Below are 21,180 nucleotides of genomic sequence, written 5' to 3' on the forward strand. Positions count from 1 at the left end.
TGGGTTTGGCCTGTTGCCAGACGCCATCGATTCGAGTCAAGCCGTAGGTCAGTGAGTCGCCCCAGGCGACCAGTTGGTTTGGGGGACATGCTGAATGAGCCGCTGCGGGCTTTCCGGCTGCCGCGCAACAGCTCAGTGCGAACATGAGGCAGATGACACAGACGACTCTTGTCAGGCGCCGTATTGACTTCACCTGTTCGGCCTAGCGGAGTCGGATACGAGCAGGGGGGCTTCACCGTCTCCCCACTGCCCAAGGGCGCCCAGCGCAGAGTTTCGCGAAACCCAATGACTTGTAGTCATGGCTGACTCCCTTGACGCAGGCGACGAGCGGACAGTCGCTGCGTCGTGGAGGGAGTGTATCGACGGCGTCAATAACTGTTGGGGCTATCGATGGGATCCGTGAATCAGTCTGCGGCTGCCCTCGGCGTAACGGGTCACGGGGACGAGCTCGATCAAAAACTGAGGGGTGTGCACCGCCAGATGGCGTGCACACCCCTCACGTTCGTGACGTCAGTCCGCTGCCCCGGGCTCACTCTCGGTCGCGGCCGCAGGCGTCTCAGGTGCCTGGTTCGACTCTTCGGCCGGCGCCTCGGATCCGGCAGCAGGCGCCTCCGGGGCATCCGACGGCGGCAGCTGCGACGCCAGGTGCCCGGCCAGTTCCCCGAGCGTCGGGTAGTCGAAGATCGCCGTCGGGCTGATGTCGAACTTCCCGCCGAACTGCCCGAACAACCGGTTACGCAGCTCGACCGCCATCAGTGAGTCGGTGCCGAGGTCCAGGAAGCGGCTCGTCGCCGCCGGCGGCTGTGCCAGGCGCAGGAAGCCCTGCACCTCCTTCTGCAGGAATTCGGTGATGAACCCGGCGCGCTGGGCGTCCGGAATCTCCTGCAGCTGGCGGAGCAGCTCGCTGTCGCCGGCGGCCGCCGTGTCGCTGGTCGGCAACACCTGGTCCAGCAGCGGCGGGCGGATGCCGCCGAGCATCTTGGCGGCCCGCTGCCAGTTGGCCTTGAGGACCGTCGCCTGCGCGGCACCGTGCCGAATCACCTCGCCGAGCGCCGCCAGCGCCGCTGACGGCTCGAGCGGCATCATGCCCTGCGCACTCAGGTTCGCGGTCACGGCCTGCGAGCTGGCCATGCCGCCCCGGCCCCACGGACCGAAGTTGACGGCCGTCGCCGGCAGCCCCAGTGCCCTGCGGTGCGCGACGAGGCCGTCGAGCAGCGCGTTGGCGGTGGCGTAGTTGGCCTGCGCCGGTGAACCCAGCACCGCCGACGCCGACGAGTAGACGATGAAGAAGTCGAGATCGTCGTCCTGGGTCAGCTTGTGCAGATGCAGTGCACCGAACGCCTTGGGGCCCAGCGTCTTCCGGAAGCGCTCCAGATCCTGCTGGGGGAGCAGCGCATCGTCGAGCACGCCCGCCAGGTGCGCCACACCGGCCAATGGCGGCAGTTCCGTGCGGATTCGGTCGAGCAACGCCGCGACCGAGGACTCGTCACCGACGTCACCGGAGAAGACGTGCACCCGGCAGTGGAAGCGCTCCATCATCGCGTCGATGGCGCGCTGCGCGTCGGCATCCGGCTCCCGCCGGCTGGTCAGCACGATGTCACCGGCACCCAGCTGGGCCAGGTATGCCGCGGTGTGCAAGCCGAGCGCCCCGAGGCCACCGGTGACCAGATACGTCCGGTCCCCATGCGGCTGCAGCGGTTTCGGCATCTGCACCACGATCTTGCCGATGTGCCGGGCCTGCTGCATCCGGCGGAACGCGGTCTTGGCCTCCGTCAGCGGGTAGACCTCGGCAGGCACCGGCGTCCACTCACCCTTGGCCAGTCCGTCGGCCACCTCTTCCATGAGGCGCTGGATGTGTGCCGGGTCGGTCATCATCGTCACGTCCAGCGCGACGATCTCGTAGTTGATGTCCGGCCGAACTTCCGCCATGCGTTCGGGAGTCCAGATGTCCCGCTTGGCGATCTCGGCGAACCGGCCGCCCTGGGCGGTTGCTCGCACCGTGGCCTCGACGAAGCCCTCGTTGGTCAGGCTGTTGAGCACCACGTCCACGCCCTCACCGTTGGTGTCGGCGAGAATCTGGTCCGCGAAATCGGTTGTGCGCGAATCGTAGACGTGCTCGACACCCATGTTGCGAAGCGTCGCACGCTTGTAGGTGCTGGCAGTGGCGAAAACGATCGCGCCCTTCTGACGCGCCATCTGTACCGCCGCCAAACCGACACCACCGCTGGCGGCGTGGATCAGCACGCGGTCGCCCGGCTTGAGCTGCGCCCAGTCGAACGCGAGCCGGACGGTCAGCGCAGCCGCGGGCAGCGTCGCCGCGTCGACCGGGTTGATGCCCTCGGGGACCACGGCCAGCAACTGCTCCGGCACGTTGAGGCGGCTGGAGAAGGCGCCCTGCATGGAGCCGAACACCCGCTGCCCGACCTCGAATCGGGTGACCTCCGAACCCAATTCGGTGATGACACCGCACAGGTCGCCGCCGATGGGCCCGGGATCGCCCGGGTAGAGGCCGAGCACGTTGAGCACATCGCGGAAGTTGAGGCCGGCGGCCTCGATCCGGACCTGCACCTCGTGCGGCGCGGGCGGCGTCACCTCTTTTTCGGTCAGCCGCAGGTTGTCGATCGCACCACGCTCGGTGGGAGCCAGCACGTAGTCGTCGGATCGCGGCATCGGCAGGTGGCCGTTGCGCGCCCAGTGCATCAGCCGCGGTACGAGGAACTTGCCTTGCCGCAGCGCGAATTCCGACTCGGCCACCGGAGTGCCCAGAATGCCGGTCAGCCAGTTGGTGGCGTTGTCGTCGGCGTCGTCGAGATCGACGAGCTTCAGCCGCAGGGTCGGCTGCTCGTTGATGACGGTGCGGCCCAGGCCCCACAGCGCTGCCTGCACCGGGTCGACGGGCTCGCCGGGCTCGGTGGCCACAGCGCGCTCGGTGACGATCCACAGGCCGCCGGTGAGGTTCAGCTTCTCCTCGGCGAGTGCGGTCTGCATCGCGCTGAGGACGGTGCCGACCTCGGTCTCCAGCCGTGCCGCTGCTTCCGACGTGCTGTCGGCGTCGTCGTGTCCCGAAGCGCGCCAGACGATTCCGGTGACCGGTGAGCCGCTTTCGGCGGCGGTCGTGATCGCCTGCTGCCAGGCGGCGGCGTCCAGCGTCTGGTCGAGCTTGACGGCGCCGGGCAGGCCGGCGGCCAGTTCATCGAAGCCGGCGACCAGCCAGGTACCCGCGGTCTTGGCTTCAGCCTCCTCCGCAGAACCCGGCGTCGCGCCCTCCTGCCAGCCCAGCGTGTACAGCAGGCGGGTGGTGTCGCCGCCGAGCCCGCGCATCAGCGCCTCGCGGGGCGCCCGCTTCACGGTGAACTCGGTGATACCGCCGAGCCGCTTGCCATCCCGGTCCAGGAAGTCGATGTCGAAGACCTGCGTCTCGTTGGTCAGCTCACTGGTGTGCCAGCGTGCCCGGGCGTAGAAGCGCCGCGGCATCTTCTCGCGCAGCTCAACCTGGCCGTACCGCAGCGGCAGGAACAGGTCGTGCATGCCGTGCTCGGCGGCCAGCAGCGCCGGGAAGGCCGGGAAGGCCACACCGGTGCAGAGGTCAAGCAGGACAGGGTGAATGGGCTCGCTGCTGAGGTGCTCGGCGAGCTCATCGCCGACGGCCACGTCACCGATGGCCATGCCGTCCCGCACCCACAGCGACTTGAGCGAGGTGGACCAGGTGGGGCCCCACGCCAATTCCATGTCGTTGAAGGTCTCGAACAGCTGCTGCGGACGCAGCCGCTCCATGCGCTCGACGACGTCCTCCATCGAACCGGCGACATTGTCCGAGGCGTCGGCTTCGTCGGCACCGGCCAGCAGCGTGCCGTCGGCGTTCAGCGACCACTCGGCTTCCCGGACCCCGTTCGGCCGGCTGTGCACCTGGAACTTCCAGCCCTCGCCGCCCTCCAGGGCGCGGATGGTCAGCTGGGTCTCGCGAGAGGCCTTGTCGGGCAGGATGATCGGCTCGTAGAAGAAGACCTCCTTGACCCGCGCCGGCGCGCCGACCGAGGCTAGGGCCATGGCCGCGTACGTCGCACCCGGCACCACGACGGTGCCGTAGATGACGTGGTGTGACAGCCAGGGCTGCGTCTTGACCGACAGCACGTTGCTGTAGATCGTGTCGCCGGTGGCCAGATCCTTTGCACTGCCCAGGATTCCGGATGTCGCCGCCGCCCCGCCGGAGCTCATGCCGGCGACATTTGCGGTCTTGGGCCAGAAACGGCGCCGCTGGAAGGGATAAGTGGGGAGTTCGACCCGGCGCCTCTGATTCTTGGGCCCGTGGTTCTTGGCCGCGAAGTCGGGCCGGTGCCCGCAGATGTACGTCGTGGCCAGCGCTTCGGTGATCTGCCGCTGCGCGTTGGCGCCCTTGCGTAGGGACACGATGGCGCGCGGGGTCTCCGAGGATTCGGGCCAGCATTGCAGCGCGGCGGCGGTGAGGATCGGCTGCGGGCCGATCTCCATCAGTACCGAGCAACCCAGGGCCGCGACGGTTTTGACGCTTTCGGTGAACTGCACGGGCTGACGCGAATGCCGGCGCCAGTACTGCGCGTCGATCGGCGTCTCGGCGGTCAGCACCGCACCGGTGCGGTTGCAGATGAGCGGCAGCGTCGGCACCGCGAACTGGAACTGCGTTGCGAAGGACTCGAATTCGTCGAGCACCGGGTCCAGCAGCTCCGAGTGGAAGGCGTGGCTGGTTTCGAGCCAAGTGCAGCGCGTGGCGTCCTCGCTACAGGTGGCGACGATCTGCTCCAGATCCTCACCCGGGCCCGACAGCACGGTGTTGCGGCCGTTGTACGCACCGACCGAAACCCGGGGGAACGCCTCAGCGGCACGCTCCACGTATTCGGGATCGGCGAATACCGCCACCATGCGGCCACCCGCGGGCAGGCTGGCGAACAGCCGGCCGCGCTCGGCGATCAACCGCGCGCCGTCCTCCAGGCTGAACACACCGGCCACACAGGCGGCCGCGTACTGGCCGACGCTGTGGCCCAGCACCGCGTCGGGCTCGATGCCCCACGACTGCCACAACCGTGCCAGGCCCATCTCTACGGCGAAGATCGCAGGCTGCGCAAACGCGGTGTTGCGCAGAGAGATTGAAGCCTCTGCCGCATTATTTCTGTCATTCGCGAACATGACCTCGAGTAGCGGGCGCGGCAGGATCGGATCCACCGCCTGTGCACAGCGGCGCACCACGTCGGCGAAAACCGGTTCGGTCTCGAACAATTCGCGTGCCATGCCCGGGTACTGGCTGCCCTGGCCGGGGAAGAACCACGCGGTGGTCGGCGGGTCGGTGCATTCGCCCTTGAGCACGCCCGGCCGCAGCTTGTTCGCCACCAGGTCTTCCAGCAGGTTCTTGGCGTCGTGGACGGTGTTCGCGACCACCGCGGCGCGGTGCTCGAAGTGCGAACGGCCGGAGCCGGCGGTGAAGCAGACGTCGGCGATGGAGGCATCGGGGTGGGCTTCCAGCCAGTCGCGGTAACGCTGCGCCAGCGCCGTGAGCCCCTGAGCCGAGCGCGCCGACAGCGGCAGCACACTGACGGGTTCGGCGGCCGGGGTTTCGGGCGTGACGTTGTCTGCGACGTCGTCATCGGAAGTCACCATCGGTGCCTCTTCCAACAGCACATGGGCGTTGGTGCCGGTGAACCCGAAGGAGCTGACGCCCGCGCGACGCGGACGACCGTCGGTGTGCCACGGCGTGGGCTTGTCCACCACCTGGACGGGCAGCGAGTCCCACGGGATGTGCGGCGATGGCTTGTTGAAATGCAGGGTCTGCGGGAGCATTTCGTGCTCCAGCGACAACACGACCTTGACCAGGCCGGCAACGCCGGCCGCGGATTCGAGGTGTCCGATGTTGGTCTTCGCCGTACCCATCAGCAGCGGTCGGTTCGCGTCGCGACCGGCGCCGTAGGCGGCCGCGGCGGCCTGCACCTCGATCGGATCACCGAGCGGGGTGCCGGTGCCGTGTGCTTCCAGATAGTCGACGTCGCCGCCGCTGAGCCCGGCCCGAGCCAGGGCCGTGTTGATGAGACGTTGCTGGGCACCACCATTGGGTACCGTCAGGCCACTGGACGCACCGTCCTGGTTGACCGCGGTGCTGCGGATGACGGCGGCGATGCGGTCGCCGTCGCGCTGCGCATCGCTGAGCCGCTTGAGGACCAGGACGCCACAGCCTTCACCGCGGACGTAGCCGTCGGCAGCGGCGTCGAACGTCTTGCAGCGGCCGTCCGGCGCCAGCATCCGCGCGCGGGACGCCGCGACGATGGACGCCGGGCTCAGCAGCACGTTGACACCACCGGCCAGGGCCATGTCGCAGTCGCCCGCATGCAGGGCCTGCGCGGCCTGGTGAACGGCCACCAGCGACGAGCTGCAGGCGGTGTCGACCGCCATGGCCGGGCCCTCCAGGCCCAGCGTGAACGACACGCGACCGGCGATGGCGTTGAGCGCGTTGCCGGTGATGAAGTGCGGCTCGAGGTTGTCGACCGAGCCACCCGACAACAGGTGTGAGTACTCGTTGGCGCCGACGCCGACGAACACGCCGGTTCGGCTGCCGCGCAACGCCGCTGGGGCGTAGCCGGCACGTTCCAGACCCTCCCAGGCGATCTCGAGCATCAGGCGCTGCTGCGGATCGATCCACACGGCCTCGCGCGGCGAGATGCCGAAGAACTCCGGATCGAAGGTGTCGACGCTCTCGAGATAGCCGCCGGAGCGGGTGTAGATCTTGCCCGGCGTCATGGCGTCGGGGTCGTAGAACTCGTCGACGTCGAAGCGGTCTTCGGGGATCTCGCTGATCGCGTCGACGCCCTGAGAAAGCACCTGCCAGAACGCATCCGGATCGGGCGAACCGGGGAAGCGGCATGCCACCGAGATGATGGCGATGGGCTCGTCGGCAGCAGCGAGGGACTTGACCTGGGTGACGGCCTTGACTGCCGACTTTTCGCTGAGGTTGAGGATGTCGCTGAGCAGATAGTCCGCGACATCGGTGAGCCGCGGGTGGTCCATCGCGAGCGTCGCCGGAAGTTCCTTGCCGACAGCCTGTTCCAGGCGGCGGCGCAGTTCGACGGCCATCAGCGAGTCCATGCCCAGGTCGAAGAACCCGGTCTCCTCACGGATTTCGGCGGCCTCGATGCGCGTCACCTCGGCGACGGCATCCCGCAGGTACTCCAGCACCAGCTTCTTACGCTGCTGCACCGGCGCCGCGATGAGCTGCTCGACAAATCGTGTGTTTCCGGACGCGCCGACGGTGCCGGAAGCACCCGCGGATTCGGGTACCTCGCGGGCCACCTCGGCCAGCAGGGCCCGGGAGCCGGCCTGCGAGTAGATCGGCAGGAACTTGGCCCAATCCATCCGGGCCACAACGGCTTCGGCGGGGGAACCGTCGGCCACCATGACGTCGGCCATGCCGGCGAGGGCGTCGGCGGGGGAGAGGGTGCGGACGCCGCGGCGCTCCAACTGGGCACGGGCATCGGGGTCGGCCATACCGGCCGCCCAGGGACCAAAGTTGACGCTCATGCCGGGCACACCCTGCTCACGCAGGCGCCAGGTGAGGCCGTCGAGGAAAGCGTTGGCCGCGCTGTAGGCGGTCTGCCCGTAGCTGCCCCACACCGCGGAGATCGACGACGTGGACAGGAAGAAGTCGAGACCCTGACCACTTACGGCCTCGGCCAGATACCAGGCGCCCCAGACCTTTCCGGCGAACACGCGCTCCAGCTCGGCGTCTTCCAGGGTGGCCAGGCCGGTGGTGCTGTTCTCCCCGGCCGCGTGCACGACACCGGCCAGCGGCGGCAGCTCGGCACGCAGCGTGGACATCAGGCGGGCGACGTCGTGCGGGTTCGCGACATCGGCGGTGATGACGCGGGTCTGGCAGCCGTGCTGTTCGCGCAGCGCGGCAATGCGCTGTTGCACTGCCTCATTCGGCGTGCGCCGGCTGGTCAGCACCAGCTGCCGCGCGCCGTGCGCGGCCAGGTAGTTCGCGATCTCCAGGCCGAGCGACCCCAGGCCACCGGTCACCAGATACGTTGCGTCAGCCCGCAATTCCAGCTGCGTCGGGTTCGGCTGACCGGTACGGCGGACCAGGCGAGGCACGTGCACGCCGTCGGCGCGCAGGGCCATCTGGTCTTCGCCGCGTGCGGCCGCGATCACCTGGGTGAGCAACCGCGACCATTCCTCGGTGCTGCCCTCGGCGAGGTCGGCGAGACCGCCCCACACCTGCGGGTACTCCAGCGCTGCCGAGCGGCCGAAGCCCCACAGCCCGGTCTGCTCGGGTGCGACGGTGTCGGTGTCGAGCAGTCGCTGCGCGCCACGGGTGATCATCCAGATGGGCGCCCGCAACTCGGCGGCAGCCGCCGCGCGGAACAGGCGCTGCGTGCCACTGAGGACGCGGTGCTGCATCCGCAGCAGCGCCTGCATGGACGCATGATCGGTATCGAGCGCCGCGACGTGCAGGATGCGTAGTGCCGGCTCGTCGTCGACGGCCGCGCGCAGGTCGGCCTCGAGCTGCTGCTCGTCGGCATCGGACCCCGGCAAGCCGAGGACCCGGTGCCGGTGACCGAGCCGGGTCAGGGCCTCGGTCAATGAGTCAAGTACCGCGCCCTGATTGGTCATGTCACCGATGAGGACCCACGCCGAGCCTTCGCCGACTTCCGCGGCGCCGCCGGCCGCAATCGTGTCCCACCGGATTTCGTAGCGGGCGTCCGAGAGGGATTGTGCGCTCCGCTGCCGGTTGTGTTGCGCGGCAAGCTTGTTCAGCACCTCGGTGGTGGACTGATCGCTGCCACCCAGCAGGGTCGCGAGTTCGTCGATGCGGCCGTCTTCGAGCAGGCGGACGGCTTCGGTGGTGGCCCCGGCGCCCTGGTGCGCCAGGGCCGACGGCGCCAGCCGCTCGTCGCGGAACCAGTACGCCTTGCGCTGGAACGGGTAGGTCGGCAGGTCGAACGTGTGCGTAGAGCCGGGCCGGACGGCCGCGAAGTCGGGCAGGTGACCGGCGGTGTACGTGGTGGCCAGGGCCTCGGTGATCTGCCGATGGTCAGCGCCCTTGCGGCGCAACGACGCAATGGCCCGCGGCGCGGTCGCCGGGTCGGGCCAGGCGCGCAGAGCCGCGGCGGTCAGCACCGGCTGCGGACCGACTTCGAGCAGCACCGCGCAACCGAGCTTGGCCAGGGTCTCGACGCCCTTGGAGAATTCGACGGGCTGGCGCGCGTGCCGGCGCCAATACTGGCCATCCAGCTTGGCGGTGCGGCCGAGGGTGTCGCCGGTGCGGTTGCACACCAGGATGCGCTGCGGCGCATTGAACGTGAATTGGTTTGCGTACGACTCGAATTCGTCGAGCGCCGGGTCCAGCAGAGCCGAGTGGAAGGCGTGGCTGGTCTCCAGCCAGTCGCAGCGGATGCCGTCGCCGGTCAGTCCTGCGACGGCGCGCTCCAAGTCGGCACCCGGGCCGGAGAGCACGGTGTTGGCGCCGTTGTACGCGGCGACCGACAGGCTCGGGTATTCGTCGGTGAGCCGCTCGACGCGCTCGGGCGCGGCGAAGATCGCCGCCATCCGGCCACCTGCGGGCAGGTTGCCGAACAGCCGGCCGCGCTCGGCGAGCAGGCGCATGCCGTCTTCCAGGCTGAACACACCCGCGACGCACGCCGCGGTGTATTGGCCGACGCTGTGGCCCAGCACGACGTCGGGCTCGAAGCCCCACGACTGCCAGAGGCGGGCCAGGCCCATCTCGACGGCGAAGATCGCCGGCTGGGCATAGCTGGTCTGCCGCAGCGTCTCCTCTGCGCCGGGACCGTCATCGAATATCACTTCGAGGAAAGGCTTTACGGGATATGTCCCGTCGCTTCGCTCGCCCTGGCAAATCTCGTCGACCGCGGCCGCGCACTGTTTCATGGTCTCGGCGAACACCGGTTCGGTCTCGAACAGCTCCTTGGCCATGCCGGCGAACTGGCTGCCCTGGCCCGGGAACAGCCAGGCGGTCTTCGGCTTGTCGGCGGTCGTGCCGCGCACCAGGCCCGGTGCCGGGCGGTCGTCGGCGAGGGCACCGAGCAATTCGCGGGCGGAATCCAGGGAATTCACCACGAGCGCGGCGCGGTGCTCGAAATGGGCGCGACCCGCACCGGCTGTGACACAGACGTCGGACAGCGTGGCCTCGGGGTGCGCGGCCAACCAGGTGCGGTAGTCCTCGGCGGACTGCACCAGGGCGGCCGGGGTCCGGGCGGACAGCGGGAGCACCATGAAGCGCCGGTCGTCGGGCTCTTCGGTGCGGGTCTGCGTGGGGGCGACGACCGGCGGCGCTTCCTCGATCAGCACATGGGCATTGGTGCCGGAGAAGCCGAACGAGCTGATGCCCGCGACGCGCGGCCGGTCGCCGCGCTCCCAGCTGGTGGCCTCGTCGACGACCTTGACGGGGATGCGGTCCCACGGGATGTGGGGCGACGGGTTCTTGAAGTGCAGGTGCTTGGGCAGTTCCTGATGCTCGAGCGACAGGACGACCTTGATGATTCCGGCGACACCGGCGGCGGCCTCCAGGTGCCCGATGTTCGTCTTCACCGAGCCGATCAGCAGCGGATCTGTCGCGTCACGTCCGGTGCCGTACGCGGCGGCGGCGGCCTGGACCTCGATCGGGTCACCCAGCGAGGTGCCGGTGCCGTGTGCCTCCAAGTACCCGACGTCGCCCGGTGTCAGGCCCGCGCGCTCCAGCGCCTCGGCGATAACGCGTTGCTGCGCAACGCCATTGGGCACGGTCAGGCCGCCCGAGGCGCCGTCCTGGTTGATGGCGCTGCCGCGGATGACGGCCCGGATCCGGTCACCGTCCCGGACTGCGTCCGCGAGCCGCTTCACGACGAGGACGCCACAGCCCTCGCCGCGCACATAGCCGTCGGCGGAGGCGTCGAACGTCTTGCACTTGCCGTCCGGGGCCAGCATGCGCGACTGCGAGAACGTGATCATGGTCGCCGGGCTGAGGATGACGTTCGCACCACCGGCCAGCGCCAGATCGCACTCGCCGAGCTGCAGGGCCTGGCAGGCCTGGTGGACGGCGACCAGCGACGAGCTGCACGCGGTGTCGACCGTGACCGCCGGCCCCTGCAGGCCCAGCCGGTAGCTGATGCGGCCCGCGGCGGCGGCACCGGAGGTGCCGATGGCCATGTAGGCCTCGATGTCGGGATAGGCCAATTCAGCCGAGGCCATACCGAGGTAGTCGTGCGTGGCCAGACCGATGAACACGCCGGTCGGGGTGTTGGCCAGCGCCGAGGGCGCGGTGCCCGAGTGCTCGACCGCGCGCCACGCCGTCTCCAGCAGCAGCCGCTGCTGCGGGTCCATCATCTTGGCTTCGCGGGTGGACACTCCGAAGAACGGCGCGTCGAAGCCGACGGCGTCGTCGATGAAGCCGGCGCGGCGGGTGATGATCTTGCCGCGGGCGTCGGGGTCGGCGTCGAAGAACTCGTCGACATCCCAGCGATCCCGGGGCACCTCGGATACGGCGTCCCGGCCTTCGCGCAGCATCTCCCAGAAGGATTCGGCGTCGGTTGCTCCGGGGAATCGCGCGGCATATCCGACGATCGCAAAGCTGGACGCTTCCGGACCTTCGATCGTTGCCATGAAAAAAATGTCCTCCCGCGTTTGCCGGTGATGTCCGATCCCACGCAAGGAGACCGTGCTCAGCGCCAGAATTTCTGTTGCGAACGGCCGGCCTTGTCGAATGGTCGGCAGATCTACTGAACGGCCACCGCCAGTTGATCTTCCGAACGGCCACGGCCAGCTCATCGTCTGCGGGCCAGTATTACATGTAGGTTGCTGAAGCACGAGGATTAACTGCAGCGGTGCTGGTCGGTCATCGAGGACCGCCCCACCAGGCGTAACGGCGCCCGCGAAGGTTGCCGGGGTATGTTGATGGCGCCAACAGCGTTGCCGGACCTCAGTGTGTCCAAACCTGGGAGGAAAGTAATTGCGCATCGGGAAGATCACGATCGGAAAGATCGATGATTGGACGCCGATCCCGGGAGTCCTGACCTCTTGGCATCCCACCGACACGGCTCGTGAAGTGGCCCGGCAGGCGCCTGTGAGCCCGGTTCCGGTCAGCTACATGCAGGGCCAGCACATCCGGGGTGTCGTCGAGCGCACCGGCTCGGGCCTCGAATACTCCCGCCAGATCATCGCGACGTGCGAAGTGCCCGGCCAGTGCGATATCGCGGCCATGAACGAGGCGCTCAACTCCTACCTGCGCAGACACGACACGTACCGCAGCTGGTTCGAGTGCACCGATACCGGGGCGAGCGGAGCGACGGGAAACGGCACGGTCGAGATCCTTCGCCATACAATTACCGATCCCGAGGACCTCGAATTCGAGCCCGTCAACCACGGCGAGCTGGCGGTCGAAGAGGTCCGCAAGCATCTGGTGGACATTCCGACGCCGCTCGAGTGGGGCTGCTTCTCCTTCGGCATCGTGCAGAGCGAAGACAGCTTCAACTTCTATGCCGCCATCGACCATGTCCACGGGGATGCCGCGCTCATCGGCATCACCATGCTGGAGGCTCATGGCCGGTACACAGCATTGACAACAGGGGGCTCAGCGTTTGCTCTGCCCGACGCCGGCAGCTTCGACGAATGGTGCGTCGCCGAGCACGAGCGCACCTCGGCCCTGACCGTCGACTCACCCGAGGTTCAGGCCTGGATCGAGTTTGCTGAGAACAACAACAACAGCATGCCGGAGTTCCCGTTGCCGCTGGGGAACGCCATGGAGCCGTCGGTCGGCGACATGGTCGGCGAATCGCTGCTGGACCCGGACCAGACGGCACGATTCGAGGCTGCCTGTGAGGCGGCCGGGGCCCGATTCGTCGGCGGCCTGTTCGCCTGCATGGCCCAGGTCGAACACGAACTGACCGGTGCCGCAACGTATTACGGGCTCACCCCGCGTGACACCCGGCGCACGACGGACAACTTCATGACGCAGGGCTGGTTCACCGGCCTGGTGCCCATCACGGTGCCCATCGCCGCCGCGACCTTCAACGAAGCCGCTTGGGCGGCGCAGGAGTCGTTCGACGGCAACCTGAACATGGCGCGCGTGCCGTACTACCGCGTGCTGGAACTGGCCCCGTGGCTGGACTGGCCGCGGCCCAACTTCCCGGTGTCCAATTTCCTGCACGGCGGCGCGGCGCCGCTCAACACCATCCTCGCGGCCACCGAGATGGGGTACGCCAACAACATCGGCATCTACTCCGACGGCCGCTACTCCTACCAGCTGACCATCTACGTGTTCCGCTACGAAGGCGGCACCGTCATGGAGGTCATGTATCCGGACAATCCCATCGCCAAGAAGTCCGTGACCCGGTACCTGGAGGCGATGAAATCGGTCTGCACGCGGATCGCCGACGGCGGGAACTGGTGACCCGTCGGGCGGGCTCGACAAGGGGCCTCAGTTGCGACGGCTAGCCGATTTTGTGGTGCGGTGGCCTTGGGTGGTGATCGGCCTCTGGATCACGCTTGCGGCGGTCCTGCCGCTGTCCGTACCGAGCCTGAACGAGATGGCCCAGAAGCATCCGCTGGCCATGCTCCCCGCCGATTCCCCGTCGAGCGTCGCCGCCCGGCACATGACCGAGGCGTTCAAAGAGCCCGGCACCGACGACCTGCTGCTCGTCGTCCTCATCAACGACCGCGGGCTCGAGCGCGCCGATGAAGGCACCTACCGCAAGCTCGTGGACGCCCTGCGCGACGACCCACACGACGTCGTCATGCTGCAGGACTTCATCAGCACCCCACCGCTGCGCAACTTTCTGACCAGCAAGGACAAGAAGGCCTGGGTGCTGCCGGTCGGTCTGGCCGGCGCGCTGGGCACGCCGCAGTCGTATGCCGCCTACAACCGCGTCGCGGACATCGTCAAGCACAGCACCGCGGGCAGCCCGCTGAAGATTCACCTCGCCGGGCCGGCGGCCACCGTCGCCGACCTCACCGTCGCGGGTGAGAAGGACCGGATGCCCATCGAGATCGCCATCGCGGTCCTGGTGCTGCTGGTCCTGCTCGTCGTCTACCGCAACCCCGTCACCATGCTGCTGCCGCTGGCCGGCATCGGCATGTCGCTGGTGATCGCGCAGGCCGTCGTCGCCGGGTTGTCGCAGCTGACCGGCCTCGGGGTCTCGAACCAGGCCATCATCCTGCTGAGCGCCATGATCTTCGGCGCGGGCACGGACTACGCGGTGTTCCTGATCAGCCGCTACCACGACTACGTGCGGCAGCGCACCGACTCGACCGACGCCGTCCGCAAGGCGCTGACCTCCGTCGGCAAGGTCATCACCGCATCGGCGGCGACAGTGGGTGTCACCTTCCTCGGCATCAGCTTCGCCAAGATGGGCGTCTTCTCCACCGTCGGTGTCTCGTCGGCCATCGGCATCCTGGTGTCCTTCCTCGCCGCTGTCACGCTGCTGCCCGCGATCATCACGCTGGTCGGGCCACGCGGCTGGATCAAGCCGCGCAACGAGATCACCGCGCAGCTGTGGCGCCGGTCCGGTGCCCGCATCGTCCGCCGGCCGCGACTGCACCTGGTGGCCAGCCTGCTGGTGCTGATCCTGCTGGCGGCCTGCGCGAGTTTCGCGAAGTTCAACTACGACGACCGCAAGGCCGTGGCCGCGTCGGCCCCGAGCTCCATCGGGTACGCCGCGCTGGAAAACCACTTCAACATCAACCAGTCCGTCCCGTCGTACGTCCTGGTGCAGTCGCCGCGCGACCTGCGCTCCCCGCAGGCCCTTGCCGATCTGGAACAGATGGCCTCGCGCATCAGCCAACTGCCGGACGTCGCGATGGTCAGTGGCATCACCCGTCCGCTCGGCGAGGTGCCGCCGGAGTTCCGGGCCACCTTCCAGGCGGGTCTGGTCGGCGACCGGCTGACCGACGGGGCCAACATGATCGGCGAGCGGACAGGCGACATCAACCGGCTGGCCAAGGGCGCCGACACCCTCGCGACCAACCTCGGCGACGTGCGCGGCCAGGTCACCCAGATCGCGGGCAGCCTCCAGACGACGCTCGACGCCTTCACCGCGATGCGCAGCCAGTACGGCGGCGAAAAGCTGGTGCAGAACGTCGAAGTCGCGGCCAAGCTGATCAACAGCGTCAGCAAGCTGGGCAACACGCTGGGACTGAACTACACGGCGGCCAAGGACATGTTCGGCTGGGTGGGCCCGGTGCTCGCGGCGCTGCAGAACAACGCGGTGTGCGATCTCGACGTGTCCTGCGCCGAAACCCGCGGCCATTTCCAGCGTCTCGAAGAGGCACGCCAGGATGGCACCATCGACGAGATCAACAAGCTCGCCGGGCAGTTGCAGAACATGCAGGACCAGAAGACGCTCAACGCGTCGGTGCAGCAGCTGCAGGGCGCGTTGACCAACCTGACCAAGGTGATGCGCAGCATGGGGATGGACAGTCCCGCCGGCGCGCAGGCCAATCTGACCAAGCTCCGCCAGGGCGCCGACCGGTCGGCCAGCGGCAGCCGGGAAGTCGCCAACGGGGTCGACGAGGTTGTCGATCAGATCAAGCTGATGCGGTCGGGCCTCGACCAGGCCGGGGCGTTCCTGCTGTCGATGAAACAGAACGCGGGCGGGCCGACTCAGGCCGGCTTCAACATCCCGCCCGAGGTACTGAAGCTCGAAGCCTTCAAGTCGGCGTCGAAGATGTTCATCTCGCCCGACGGCCACTCGGTGCGGTACCTGGTGCTCACCAAACTCGACCCGTTCAGCGCCGCCGCGATGGATCAGGTCAACACCATCCGCGACACCGCCCGCGGCGCGCAGCCGAACACGTCGCTGTCCGACGCGACGGTGTCCATGGGTGGATATCCGGTGGCGCTCAAGGACACTCGCGACTACTACCAGAACGACATCCGGTTCATCATCATCGTCACCATCGCGGTGGTGCTGCTCATCCTGATGCTGCTGCTGCGGTCGCTGATCGCGCCGCTGTATCTGGTTGGCTCCGTGGTGCTTTCGTACTTCGCGGCGCTCGGTATCGGGGTTGTGGTGTTCCAGTACCTGTTCCACCAGCCGCTGCACTGGACCGTCCCACCACTGGCTTTCGTGGTGCTGGTCGCGGTGGGTGCCGACTACAACATGCTGTTCGTCTCGCGAATGCGTGACGAGTCGCCACATGGCATGCGGTACGGCATCATTCGCACGCTGTCGTCGACCGGCGGTGTCATCACCGCAGCCGGCCTGATCTTCGCGGCCTCGATGTGGGGTCTGCTCTTCTCCAGCATCGGCACGGTGATCCAGGGCGGATTCGTCATCGGCGCCGGCATTCTGCTGGACACCTTCCTGGTACGGACCATCACCGTGCCCGCCATGGCCACGCTTGTCGGAGAAGCGAACTGGTGGCCGTCCCGACCGAAAACGCAGGGGAGCAACGCATGAAGAAGCTACTTGCCATCGCGACCACGCTGCTGACGGTCGGTGCCTCCGGACCCATGGCGGACTGGATCGCGACGGCCGACGAGCCTTGGCCCGGGTTTGGCTCCGGTTCGGGCGAGCCGATCACGCCCGCCATCCCGCCGATCGGTACGCCCGGCCGCGGCTACGCACTCGGCGGCGCCCACGTCATGGGTATTCCGTACGACGAATACATCCGTCGTACCGGCGCTGACTGGTTCCCCGGCCTGAAGCGCGAAATCGTCGACTACCCCGCCGGCCAGGTGCAGGGCCACGTGCTCAGCTTCATCCCGGGCATCGAGGAACTGCACGAGAAGATGCCCGCAATCGGGTTGAACGGCCCGAGCATCGGTGAGTCCGTCGACATCGGGCAGGGCAACGTGATTCGCCGGGTTGGGGACGGCGGCCCGGGCACCGTGATCGGCCTGTCCGAAGGCGCCATGGTCGTGCACGCCGTGCAGGACCGGCTGGCCTATGACCCGGCCGCGCCGGCGCCGAACGAGCTGTCGTTCGCGACCTACGGCGACCCGCTCGCGATCAACCCGTGGACCCAGAGCTTCCTGCGCCAGAACTTCCCGGTGGGTAGCACGGTCCCGGCGCTCGACTTCCGGATGCCGCCGGTGGTCGACAGTCAGTACGACACTTACCAATTCATCTCCGCGTACGACAGCATCGCCGACTGGCCCGACCGGCCGGACAACCTCATGGCGCTGTTGAACGCTGTCGTCGGCCTGGCCACCGGCCATACCGCCGTGGCGTTCACCAACCCGAAGAACGTGCCGCCGCAGAACGTCATCAAGACGGTCAACTCCCGCGGCGCGACGACCACGACGTACATGATCCCCGAGCAGCACCTGCCGCTCGTCGTGCCGTTCAAGTACCTGGGCATGTCGGAAGCGGACATGAATCACCTGGACGCCGTGATGAAACCCATGGTGGATGCGGGATATTCGCGCAATGACGACCCGGCGACCGCACCGGTCACGGTTGATCCCGTCAACGGCTACGACCCGGCCGCCGCGACCGCCCCGGCGACGCAGGCCGCCTTCGGCGGTGCCGCCGACCCGGTCTCGCAGCTGATGTCCGGCATCAACTACGTCCTGAGCCACGGGCCGAGCGCGCATTAGGAGCCGTTGCTCGTGAACTGAGGGGACGAACCCGACGGTTCCGGCCAAGTCCGCCGTTTCGGATGCGCCGTGGCGACGCCTTCGCGCCGCTAACATCCTGCTCGTGCGGAAACTGACCGTCCTTGTGTCGCTGTTGGCGTTGATCCTGGCTGCCTGCGGAGGAGGTGGCGGCTCGGACAAGCGGCCCGCATCGGCGGCGGTGGTGATCGTCTCCGGCGGTGCTGCCACGTCGCCGTTCACCGCCCCGGATCAGGCATGCGCGACGGGACTGGCCGCGGGCAACACGGACACCGCGCTGCGCGAGTACCTGCTCAAGCAGGGCTATGTGGTCTACACCTCACCGGCGATGGCGGGCCGTGGGCAGGTGACCGACCAGACCGGCTTCGGCCCGTTCGGGGTCTGCCCGGTGACGCTGCCGGAGAACATGACCGTGAATTCCACGGGCAGCATCGACACGGCCGGCGAGCATCTGGCCCGCTTCCTGGACTGGCTGCACACCGACAAGGGCGTCAACGAGATCGACGTTGTGGCGCACTCTATGGGTGGGCTGTACTCCCGGGCGGCGATCCGAGTGTTGACGACGACGAAATCACCGGTGAAGGTCCGGTCGCTGACCACCATCGGCACACCATGGCAGGGGTCGTATCTGTCCGAGTACGCCAATGGAATGCGCCCGCTGACCGACTGCCTCGGCGACAAATTCTGCGAGTCGGCGATGACCAGCTTCGCCGCGGAGGTCAAGCAGCTGGTGTCCGGGTCCGGCCGCGAGGTCAACTCGCAGTACCTGATGGGCAAGGACGGCTGGAACGAATTCCAGTCCGGGGTGCTCGACAAGATCCCGGTGGTGCTGATCGCCGGGCAGCGGTTCACCAAACCGGGTCAGGTGGATCCGACGATCTGGCCCAACGACGGCCTGGTGGCGTTGCAAAGCGCGCTGGCCAAGAACATCAGCGATTCAGTGCTTCCCCATCGGCACTGCTACACCTTCGACGACACGCATTCGATCTACGTGTCCAATCTTGCCGGGCTGGACTGGAACACAGCGCTCACCTGGGATCCGAAGGTGCTCGACGTGGTTCACAAAGCCATCGAAGGAGCGCCCAAGGCACTCGACGGCCCCAACCGGGAAGGCTGTCCCAGCTAGGGCTCAGAGACGGTGCGGTGGACCTTTGGATGTCGAGCGTGCACTAGGAGCTAGATTCCCACCGCACCCGCCGCGACCAGCACCACTCCTACCGCCGCCAGCAACCCCGCGACTTCGTGGCGCTGCCGCGCGCGAACCCAGTTGTGCAGGTTGCTCATTGCGGTGCGGGTGCGTTGCGGCGCAATCAGATAGGCCAGGAGCGGGACTTCTACCAACGAAAACGCCACCACGTTGAATGCCAGCAGGGCGCCCATCCGGGTGTCGGCCTCGACGCGTGCGGCGGCGATCACTGCGAGCGCGGCCAGGTAGTCGACCGAGGGTAGGGCGATGCCCAGGCCCGCGACGCCCGCCACCCACAGCGACCGGCCGTCGAGCAGCCGGCTCAGCCACTCCGGCACCTGCCGGTCACGGCCCGTCGTGACGGCCAGCAGCGCCGCCGCCGCCAGGGCCAGCACCCCGATGACGATCTGCACCGTCGGCAGGTTGAAATGTGCTGAGGCCCAAGAAGGTAATCGCGACTCGAGGACGAACAGCACCACCGCACCGACGGACAGGCCCATCAGGAAACCGCCGCACAGGAATGCCGTCAACTGCAGGTGCGGGCGCGGCCGGTTCAGCATGACGACGGACATGCCGATGCGGAACGGCTCCAGGCTGACCGCGACCGCCATCACCAGCAGGGTGATCCACATGGGGAGCGGGGGCTAGGAGCCCGACCCGCCGTCCAGCCGGACGAACTGCCCTTGCCGGTACTGCTCGGCACAGGCCGACCGGCGCATCTTGCCGCTCGTGGTGGTCGGGATGGACCCGGCTTCCACCAGGACGACGTCGGCGACCTGCAATCCGTGAGCGCGCGAAATCGCCGCGACCACATCGTTTTTCAGCCTCTCAAGCTCGTCGGCGGCAGCCCGTGCCTTGAGCTCGATGATGGTCACCAGTTGGTCGGTGTGTTCGTCGGTGACGGCGATGGCCGCGACCCGGCCGCGACTGATCTTCTGCACCGTCGCTTCGATGTCATCGGAGTAGTGGTTGCGGCCGCGCACGATCAGCATGTCCTTGATGCGGCCGACGATGAACAGGTCGCCTTCGGAGATGAAGCCCTGATCCCCGGTGCGCAGCCAACCCGTCCCGGGTGTGCCCTCGGGAGCGTCCACGAGCGTTGCGCCGAATGCGGAGCCGGTCTGCTCGGGTTTGCGCCAGTACCCGGCGGAGACGTTGTCGCCGTGGGCCCAGATTTCGCCGACGACGCCTTCCGGGCACGGCTGGCAGCTGTCGGCGTCGACGATCTCCAGGAGCGGCGACGGCGCCCGCCCGTACCGCATGAGCGGCGTCCCACCGGCTTTACGCAATGCGATGCCCTGGGTGAGTTCTTCGGCGGCGAACTCGACGACCTCCGGCGGTCGGCCGTGCGCGCCGCTGGCCACGTAGAGCGTCGCCTCGGCCAGCCCGTAGGACGGCACCATCATCTCGGGCCGGAAGCCGACGGAGGCGAAGCGTTCGTCGAACTTGATCAGCGTGGGCGGGTGAATGCGCTCGGCACCGTTGTTGATGCCGATGACGCCGCTGAGATCGAGTTCGGCCATCTCCTCGTCGGTGACGCGGCGGGTGGCGAGGTCGAACGCGAAGTTCGGGGCCGCCGACCACGCCGGCTTGTTGCGGGACAGCGCCTGCAACCAGCGCACCGGACGGGTCAAGAACGCGATGGGGCTCATGAGGTCGCCCTTGTGGCCGGAGAAGATCGGGACCGCGATCCCGAGCACCAGGCCCATGTCGTGGTAGAAGGGCAGCCACGAGACCAGCGACGCCCCGGGCGGCAACTCGCCGCCGTGCTGCGACAGCAGATCGGCGAGCAACTGCTCGACGTTCACCCGCAGATTCCGATGCGAGATCATCACGCCGGCCGGCAGCCGCGTCGAGCCGGAGGTGTACTGCAGATACGCGACGTCCGGTCCCGGGGGCACCTCTTCGTCGAATTCCCGGTCGGCATCCAGATCAAGGGTGTCGACGGCGATCACGGCGACCATCGAGGCACCGTCGTCCACGTTCTGCGCGGCGATGTCGAAGGCCGCGGCGGTGGTCAGCACGACCGTCGGCGAGGTATCGGTGATGACGGCACTGACACGCTCGTCGTGCGAACCCGGTAGCGGGACCGACAGCGGCACCGCGATGAAGCCGGCCTGCATGGCGCCCAGGAATCCGACGATGTAGGCCAGCCCTTGCGGCGCGATGATCAGTGCCCGGTCGCCGGGAGCGCCGTGCATGCGGAGCTCGTGCGCCACGTTGAGGGTGCGACGGTACAGCTGGGCCCAGGTCAGGCTCTCTGTGACGCCGTCCCAGTCGTGGTCGTAGTCGGTGAAGGTGTACGCCACGCCGTCAGGAGTCAGGGCGGCGCGCTCGCGCAGCACGGACAGGATCGACGCATCGGACATGGCGCCAAGGCTACTCAACGATGGTGAGACCGGTGGTAACTGGTTTGCCGGTCAGGTGC

General features: G+C 67.9%; 7 protein-coding genes. 4 read left to right on the top strand and 3 right to left on the bottom strand.

Annotated features, from left to right (window positions below; genetic code table 11):
• Positions 1-510: 510 nt before the first annotated feature.
• On the bottom strand, positions 511-11,613 hold the full coding sequence (locus AC3WTE_RS09440) for a type I polyketide synthase (protein ID WP_492437138.1): 11,103 nt from the start codon (positions 11,611-11,613) through the stop codon (positions 511-513).
• Positions 11,614-11,959: 346 nt separating this feature from the next.
• Here AC3WTE_RS09440 and AC3WTE_RS09445 point away from each other — a divergent pair, with 346 nt between their 5' ends.
• The 4 genes from AC3WTE_RS09445 (at position 11,960) to AC3WTE_RS09460 (ending at position 18,692) form a co-directional block, all read left to right on the top strand.
• A complete protein-coding gene (locus tag AC3WTE_RS09445; protein WP_492437139.1) occupies positions 11,960-13,399 on the top strand; it encodes a condensation domain-containing protein in 1,440 nt (479 codons plus the stop codon).
• Between the two features lie 31 nt (positions 13,400-13,430).
• A complete protein-coding gene (locus AC3WTE_RS09450; protein ID WP_492437140.1) occupies positions 13,431-16,406 on the top strand; it encodes an MMPL/RND family transporter in 2,976 nt (991 codons plus the stop codon).
• On the top strand, positions 16,403-17,548 hold the full coding sequence (gene pe / locus AC3WTE_RS09455) for an acyltransferase PE (protein ID WP_492437141.1): 1,146 nt from the start codon (positions 16,403-16,405) through the stop codon (positions 17,546-17,548). The genes AC3WTE_RS09450 and pe overlap by 4 nt, the downstream gene beginning before the upstream one ends.
• Positions 17,549-17,651: 103 nt before the next feature.
• Complete coding sequence (locus AC3WTE_RS09460; protein ID WP_492437142.1) at positions 17,652-18,692, top strand: alpha/beta hydrolase; 1,041 nt, start codon at positions 17,652-17,654, stop codon at positions 18,690-18,692.
• 50 nt (positions 18,693-18,742) lie between these two features.
• On the opposite strand, the gene AC3WTE_RS09465 is transcribed toward AC3WTE_RS09460, so the two are convergent.
• Together AC3WTE_RS09465 and AC3WTE_RS09470 are read right to left on the bottom strand one after the other, a co-directional pair.
• Positions 18,743-19,384: a GAP family protein gene (locus AC3WTE_RS09465; protein WP_492437143.1), complete on the bottom strand. Its 642-nt coding sequence runs from the start codon at positions 19,382-19,384 to the stop codon at positions 18,743-18,745.
• A 12-nt stretch (positions 19,385-19,396) separates the two neighbouring features.
• The gene (locus AC3WTE_RS09470; RefSeq protein WP_492437144.1) at positions 19,397-21,121 is read right to left on the bottom strand and encodes an AMP-binding protein; all 1,725 of its coding nucleotides are present in this window, start codon (positions 21,119-21,121) and stop codon (positions 19,397-19,399) included.
• Positions 21,122-21,180 lie beyond the last annotated feature (59 nt).

The organism is Mycobacterium sp. FW102-FHT13B02 (assembly GCF_058790275.1).

Coding starts and splice junctions, on each gene's coding strand:
- AC3WTE_RS09440 (WP_492437138.1), bottom strand. CDS start 11,613: ATGGCAACGATCGAAGGTCCGGAAGCGTCCAGCTTTGCGATCGTCGGA.
- pe (WP_492437141.1), top strand. CDS start 16,403: ATGAAGAAGCTACTTGCCATCGCGACCACGCTGCTGACGGTCGGTGCC.
- AC3WTE_RS09465 (WP_492437143.1), bottom strand. CDS start 19,384: ATGTGGATCACCCTGCTGGTGATGGCGGTCGCGGTCAGCCTGGAGCCG.
- AC3WTE_RS09470 (WP_492437144.1), bottom strand. CDS start 21,121: ATGTCCGATGCGTCGATCCTGTCCGTGCTGCGCGAGCGCGCCGCCCTG.